General features: G+C 69.6%; 7 protein-coding genes. All 7 read left to right on the top strand.

Annotation, left to right across the window (positions count from 1 at the left end):
* The first annotated feature begins 130 nt into the window (after positions 1-130).
* The 7 genes from lsrF to ACM2XV_RS10610 all read left to right on the top strand — a co-directional run bounded on the left by lsrF (position 131) and on the right by ACM2XV_RS10610 (position 6,988).
* Positions 131-1,012: a 3-hydroxy-5-phosphonooxypentane-2,4-dione thiolase gene (lsrF, locus tag ACM2XV_RS10640; protein WP_344774955.1), complete on the top strand. Its 882-nt coding sequence runs from the start codon at positions 131-133 to the stop codon at positions 1,010-1,012.
* The gene (locus tag ACM2XV_RS10635; protein WP_344774953.1) at positions 1,012-1,380 is read left to right on the top strand and encodes a cupin domain-containing protein; all 369 of its coding nucleotides are present in this window, start codon (positions 1,012-1,014) and stop codon (positions 1,378-1,380) included. Before lsrF ends, ACM2XV_RS10635 begins: the two co-directional genes overlap by 1 nt.
* Positions 1,381-1,412: 32 nt before the next feature.
* Positions 1,413-2,732, top strand: a complete 1,320-nt coding sequence (locus ACM2XV_RS10630; protein WP_487026908.1) for an ABC transporter substrate-binding protein — start codon at positions 1,413-1,415, stop codon at positions 2,730-2,732.
* 21 nt (positions 2,733-2,753) lie between these two features.
* Complete coding sequence (locus tag ACM2XV_RS10625; protein WP_487026907.1) at positions 2,754-3,677, top strand: carbohydrate ABC transporter permease; 924 nt, start codon at positions 2,754-2,756, stop codon at positions 3,675-3,677.
* Complete coding sequence (locus tag ACM2XV_RS10620) at positions 3,674-4,582, top strand: carbohydrate ABC transporter permease (protein ID WP_487026906.1); 909 nt, start codon at positions 3,674-3,676, stop codon at positions 4,580-4,582. Before ACM2XV_RS10625 ends, ACM2XV_RS10620 begins: the two co-directional genes overlap by 4 nt.
* A gap of 113 nt (positions 4,583-4,695) precedes the next feature.
* Entirely contained in the window at positions 4,696-5,277 is a 582-nt protein-coding gene (locus tag ACM2XV_RS10615; protein WP_487026905.1) for a PadR family transcriptional regulator, read from the top strand.
* A gap of 4 nt (positions 5,278-5,281) precedes the next feature.
* Positions 5,282-6,988, top strand: a complete 1,707-nt coding sequence (locus ACM2XV_RS10610) for an ABC1 kinase family protein (protein ID WP_344774943.1) — start codon at positions 5,282-5,284, stop codon at positions 6,986-6,988.
* The last annotated feature ends 107 nt before the right edge of the window (positions 6,989-7,095 follow it).

The following is a 7,095-nucleotide window of genomic DNA, read 5'->3' as shown; positions in this document are numbered from 1 at the left end:
CGCTGGCGCCGGGTGTACCTCGCTCAGCTGGCGGCGACAGAGGCATCCGGAATCGCCCCGCTCTTCACGCCCCCTGGCGGCCTCGCCTACCGAACAGACCCGACGACAACGAGAGCAAAGGACACGATCTATGGCTGACCTCGACGGCAACCGCGCCGCCAAGAACTTCGCGCCGCAGACCCCGGGCGTCGACTTCGGTCACGCCATCAAGGGCGCGCACAACCTCGACTGGGGCATGCAGCACCGTCTCGGGCGCGTGCTCAACGGCGCCACCGGGCGCACCGTGATGCTCGCCTTCGACCACGGCTACTTCCAGGGCCCGACATCGGGTCTCGAGCGCCTCGACCTGAACATCGCGCCCCTCGGCGAGTACGCCGACGCGCTGATGTGCACCCGCGGCGCGCTGCGGGCCACGATGCCGCCGACGACGGGCGCGGGGCTCGTGCTGCGCGCCTCGGGCGGCCCGTCGGTGCTCAAGGAGCTGTCGGACGAGTACACGGCGATGGCGATCGAGGATGCCGTGCGGCTGGACGCCTCTGCCGTGGCGGTGCAGGTGTTCATCGGCGGCGAGCACGAGAGCCGCAGCATCAAGAACCTCACCTCGCTCGTCGACGACGGCTACCGCGTCGGCGTGCCCGTGCTCGGCGTGACGGCGGTCGGCAAGGAGCTCACGCGCGACGCCCGCTATCTCGGCCTCGCGACCCGCATCATCGCCGAGCTCGGCGCGCAGCTCGTGAAGACCTACTACTGCGAAGAGGGCTTCGACGAGGTCGTCGCGGGATGCCCCGTGCCGGTCATCATGGCGGGCGGGAAGAAGCTGCCGGAGCTCGACGCGCTCACCATGGCCTCGAACGCGGTGCGCGCAGGCGCCGCCGGCGTCGACATGGGCCGGAACATCTTCCAGAGCGACTCGCCCGTCGGCATGATCGCGGCGATCCGCGCCGTGGTGCACGACGACGCGACGCCCGACGAGGCATACGGCGTGTACCTCGACTCGAAGAAGGGCGCGTGATGGCGCAGCTGCCCGCCAAGCGGAATCTCGCCCAGATCGAGCGGCGCTTCGGCGACTGGGGCCCCGGCTACCTCGTCGACGAGGGCGACGCGTTCTTCGGCTCGGTGCTGCTGCGGCCCGGCGACGAGTTCACCAACCACTCGCACGCCCGCCACACGGAGTCGTTCCTCGTGCTGCGCGGTCGCGCGGAGCTCTGGCTCGACCGCTCACAGCTCGTCGAGCTCGCGCAGGGCGACTTCATCGGCTGCCCGCCCGGCGTCGAGCACTTCTTCCGCAACACCGCGGACGAGCCCTTCGAAGCCTTCTTCGTGAAGGCGCCCGGCGTGAGCGGCGACAAGGTCGACGCGCCCTGGACACCGACGTCCTAGCAACCCACCCGTCACAACGAAAGACGAATCCGATGAAGATCCAACGACGCATCTCGACAGGAATCACGAACTCACGCGCCCGGCGCGTGGCCATGGCGGCGGCAGCCACTCTGCTCGCCGCCGGGACGCTCGCCGCGTGCTCGGGCGGCAGCGGGTCCACCACCTCGGGCAGCAAGACGCTGCGGGTCCTCATCGCCGCGCCGCAGGAGGGTGCGGGGAAGGCGCTTCAGGCCGACTACGAGAAGTCGACGGGGACCAAGGTCAAGATCACGGTGGTGCCGTACGACCAGATTCAGACGAAGGCGATCCTCGACGCGCAGTCCGGGGCCAACCAGTACGACGTGATCCAATACTGGTACACCTCGGTCGGCGCGCTCGCCCAGGCCGACGCGCTCGACGACCTGACCGGCTGGGTCGACAAAGACAAGGACATCGACAAGTCCGACTTCATCGCGCCGATCTACAACGCGTACACGCAGTACAAGGGCAAGACCTACGGGTTGCCGTTCGACGGCGACACGCACCTGCTCTACTACAACAAGAAGATCCTGGCCGACAACGGCGTGAAGCCGCCGACGACCTGGGACGAGTACCTCGCGGACGTGAAGAAGATCACGGATGCCAACAAGAGCAAGGGCATCTACGGCGCGGCGATGATGGGCGACAAGAGCGCCTTCAACATCGGGTCGACGTTCTTCAACAGGCTCGCGACCTTCTCGTCCTCGCCGATCGACAGCCAGAAGCCCGATCTGACGAGCCCTGCGGCGCTCGCCGCGGCGAAGTCGATGGTCGACGCGGCGCCCTACACCGCGCCGAGCCCGTCGCAGATCGGCTTCGACCAGGCCCTGGCTCTCTTCCTCTCCGGAAAGATCGGGATGATGGAGGCCTGGACCGACCTCGGCACCTTCGCCCAGGATCCGTCGCAGTCGAAGATCGCCGACAACTGGGGCGCGGTGCCGCTGCCCGCCGGCGCCGGCGGCAAGACGGCCGCCCCTCTGGACGCGGGCTGGGCCCTCGGCGTGAGCCCGAGTGCGCCTGATCAGGGCGCGGCGAAGGACTTCGTGAAGTTCGCGACATCCAAGGCCGAGAACCTGAAGCTCGTCACCACCACCGGCAGCGGCGTGGACCCGACGCGCACCTCGACGCTCGAGAGCGACAAGTACAAGAGCTTCACGCCTGTGGTCGCCGCCGCCCTGACCCAGATCCTCGGCAACGCGCAGTCGTGGCCGACCTCGCCCAACGCGCCCAAGATGATCCAGTCGCTCAACGACAACCTCGCCCAGATGCTGCAGGGCTCGCTGACGCCGCAACAGGCGCTCGATGCGACCGAGAATGCCTGGGACGCGCTGTAAAGCAGCGAGGAGATCACTGACATGACAACGGCCGCCCCGGTCCCCGCCTCCGCCGACGGACCACGCCGCCACCGGCTGATCGGCTGGGCGCTGATCGCCCCCGCGCTCGCCGCGGTGGCCATCATCGCCGCATACCCGCTGGTCTATACGGTGCTGGTCTCGTTCTCGAAGTCGACGCTGGGGCGGCCGTTCCAGTCATGGGTCGGGTGGGGGCAGATCGTCACGGCGTTCACCGATGGCGGCCAGCTGGCGTCGATCCTGCGCTCCCTCGAGTTCGCCGTGCCGGCCGCGGTGCTCTCGGTGGTCATCGGCCTGGTCATCGCCCTGAGCCTCGACACCGCGACGCGGGGCGGCCGTGTGGTTCGCGTCATCATGCTGCTGCCGCTCATGACGCCCCCGGTGATGGCGGGCGTGATCTGGAAGCTGATGTTCGCCCCGACCGGCGGCCTGTTCAACGATCTGCTGGCCGGCGCGGGGCTGATCAGTGAGCCGGTGCTGTTCCTCGGGGCGTCCCCGGCCGCGATGATCTGCCTCATCGTCGTCGACATCTGGCAATGGACGCCGTTCTGCGTGCTTCTCATCTTCGCCGCGCTGCAGTCGATGCCGAGGGAGGTCTACGAGGCGGCGCAGGTCGACGGGGCCGGTGTGTGGCGCACGTTCCGCTCCGTCACCTTCCCGCTCGTCCTCCCGAGTCTCGTGACTGTGCTGATGCTCAAGGTGATCGTCTCGTTCAAGGTGTTCGACCTGGTCTTCGTCATGACCTCGGGCGGCCCTGGGCTCGACACGAACGTCGCGAGCTTCAACGTGTACCGCACGGCTCTGCAGCAGTTCGACCTCGGCGCGGCAGGCGCGCAGACGATCGCCTTCATCGTGCTGGTGACGATCGTCGTCCTTCCCATCGCCACCTGGCGTTCGCGCCTTCTGAAAGCAGGGAGCCGAGCATGAGCGAGTCGACCATGCCCGCAGAGTCCTTCGGCCGAACGGTGATCGGGCGCGCTCCGCGCGCGGCCGCCCGCAGGCGCGGGGGAGTGTCGTTCGCACCGCGCTGGACCCGCGCGCTCAAGTCGGTCGTCGTGGTCCTCGCCGCGGTCTTCTTCCTGCTGCCCATCGCCTACCTCGCGATGGTCTCGTTCATGCGGCCCGACGACATCCTCTCCGATCGCGTCGTGCCCTCCGGCCTGTCGTGGCAGAACTGGAGCTCCGCATTCGACCGCTTCCCCGTGGCCGACTACCTGCGCAACTCCCTCATCGTGGCGGCGGCGGCGATGGTGATCGCGCTCCTGATCGCGATCCCCGCCAACTACGCGATGGCCAGGCTGCGCGCGGGCGGGAAGAACATCATGACCGTGATCGTCTCGGCCTACGTGGCGCCGCCGATCGTCGCGATCGTTCCGCTGTTCATCCTCGTGCGCAAAGTCGGGCTGATGGACAGCCTCGTCGGTCTCTCGCTCGTCGAGGGCCTGATGGTCGTGCCCGTGGCGATCTGGCTCCTCGACGATTTCTTCCGCAACGTTCCCGAAGAGATCGACGAGGCCGCGCAGATCGACGGATGCGGCCCCATCGCGACCCTCGTGCGCGTCGTGCTGCCGCTCGTCGCACCGGGCGTCGTCGCGGTCGGCATCGTCTCGTTCATCCTCGTCTACAACGACTTCCTGATCCCGCTGATGCTCTCCTACAGCGAGAGCACTCAGACGCTGCCCGTGGGGATCTCCCTCATGCAGGGCGGCCGCGAAGTCATGTACGGGCAGATGGCGGCGGCATCGTTCACCGGCATGATCCCGGTCTACCTGCTCGCCCTGTTCATGCAGCGCTGGCTGATCGGCGGCCTCACGCAAGGAAGTGTGAAGTAGTTCCGGCCGCACTGTGAGGCGCCCGTCGTTCCCGGGAACCAGAAGACAAAGCATCCCCAGCCGCATATCGTGAAATGGCGAGACTTAGTGGCTTGGTGACCGGGGAGGTCCACATGAGCAATTCGTTCACGAGCGAGGGTTTCGGCCCGCGCGGCTTCGGCGGGCACGGCCCGGGTCGCTCGCTCTCCGACGCCTTCGACCAGCTCCGCTCGGCGGTCGAGGAGCGCCTCGGCCCGCGCGCCCGCGGCGGCCACGGTGGCCACGGCGGCGATGTGCGCGAGGCGGTGCTCGCGCTGCTCGCCGAGAAGCCCATGCACGGCTACGAGATCATCGCCGAGATCGGCGCGCGCAGCGGCGGCGCGTGGAAGCCGAGCGCGGGCGAGGTGTACCCCACGCTGCAGCTGCTCGCCGACGAGGGCGTCGTCACGGCCGAGGTCACCGAGGGGCGCAAGACCTACTCCCTGACGGCGACGGGGCGGGCAGAGGCGGATGCCGCGGCCAGCCGCGCCACCGCGACCGACGGCACCGGAAAGCACGACTTCTTCGGCATCGGCCCGCTGCCGAAGGCCGGCGTCGAGCTCGCGCAGGCGGCGATGCAGGTGCAGCGCTCGGGCACGCCCGAGCAGCAGAAGCAGGCGGCCGAGCTGCTGAACGAGGTGCGGCGGAAGCTGTACGCGATCCTCGCTCAGGACTGACGGGATGCCGCCAGCGCGCGGACCCGCCGCGGGGTCGGCCGAGCCCGCGACGGCGGCCACCCGCGCCCGCTATCGCCGCATCCTGCGGTTCGCGTTCCGCTATCTGATGCAGACCTGGTGGTACGAGCTGGTGCTGCCGCGCATCGGCTTCGAGCGCGTCGCGGAGCGCGGCCGCGCCCGGCGCATGACGGGCATCGCGCAGCGGTTCCACGTGCTCGCCGTCGAGCTCGGCGGCCTCATGATCAAGGTCGGGCAGTTCCTGTCGTCGCGGCTCGACGTGCTGCCGCCCGAGATCACGCGCGAGCTCGCCGGCCTGCAGGACGAGGTTCCCGCGGCGGGGTTCCCCGCGATCCGCGAGCTCGCCGAGGGCGAGCTCGGTCTGCCGCTGGAGCAGGCCTACGCCGGCTTCGACGAGCAGCCGGTGGCTGCGGCATCCCTCGGCCAAGCGCATCGCGCGCGCCTCTCGGCGCAGGACGCGCAGCTCGCCGGCCATGACGGTGTGATCGTGAAGGTGCAGCGGCCGGGCATCCGCTCGATCGTCGACGTCGACCTCGCCGCCCTGCGCCGGGTCGCCGGCTGGCTCAGCCACATCAGGGTCGTCTCGCGCCGCGTCGACCCTCAGGCGCTCGTCGCCGAGTTCGCGGTGACGAGCCTCGAAGAGATCGACTACCTGCACGAGGCCGTCGCCGCAGAGCGCTTCGCCGCGATGTTCGCGCGCGACCCGCGGGTCGTGGTGCCCGACGTCGTCTGGGAGCGCACGACCCGCCGCGTGCTGACCCTCGCCGATGTCACGGCGATCAAGATCAACGACGTCGATGCGCTGCGGGCAGCCGGCATCGACCCGCACGAGGTGGCGAGCGTCTTCGCCGAGGTGATGTTCGAGCAGGTGCTGGGGCAGGGCTACTTCCACGCGGACCCCCACCCGGGCAACGTGTTCGTGACCCCGGCGCCCGGTGAGACCCCGGGTTTCCGCCTCACGTTCATCGACTTCGGCATGATGGGCGAGATCACCGACGAGCTGCGCGCGGGGCTGCGGCGGCTGGTCGTCGCCGTCGCGGCGCGCGATGAGCGCGGGCTGATTCAGAGCATCGAGGATGTCGGCATCCTGCTGCCCTCCGCCGACACCGCCGAGCTCGAGCGGGCGATGGCGCAGCTCTTCGACCGCTTCGGCGGCATGGGGTTCGCGCAGCTGCGCCGCGTCGACCCGCGCGAGTTCCGCGACTTCGGGCAGGAGTTCGGCCAGGTCGTGCGCTCTCTCCCGTTCCAGCTGCCCGAGAACTTCCTGCTCGTGATCCGCGCCGTCTCGCTCACCTCGGGCGTGTGCAGCGCCATCGACCCCGAGTTCAACATCTGGGACTCCATCGAGCCGTTCGCCTCGCGACTGCTGCGCGAGGAGAGCGGGAACGTCGCGCTGTCGGCCGCGCGCGAGCTGGTCTCGTCGGCCGCCGTCTTCGCGCGACTGCCCGGGCGCATCGACACGCTGATCACCCGCGTCAACGACGGCATGGTCACGGTGTCGACGCCCGCGCTGGATCGCCGCCTGTCCCGGCTCGAGCGGCTGGTCAGGCGCGCGGTCGGCGCTGTCGTGTTCGCGGGATTCCTGATCGGGGGCATCCTCTTGCTGCCGTCGGCGCTGCCGCTCGGCGTCGTGCTGATGTGCGTCTCCGCGATCCCGCTCGGGTACACGCTCGTCGGCGGAGGGCCGCGGTGACCGCCGCGGGCCGCTCCGGTCGCCTCGGCGAGGCGGGGCGTGCTGGTCGCCTCGGCGAAGCCGCCCCCGCTGGTCGCCTCGGCGAACCCGCCCCCGCTGGTCGACTC

Source organism: Gryllotalpicola sp. CP2-P1 (genome assembly GCF_057512245.1).
Note: the sequence above shows the minus strand (reverse complement) of the source record. Positions and strands in the feature narration are given on the sequence as shown.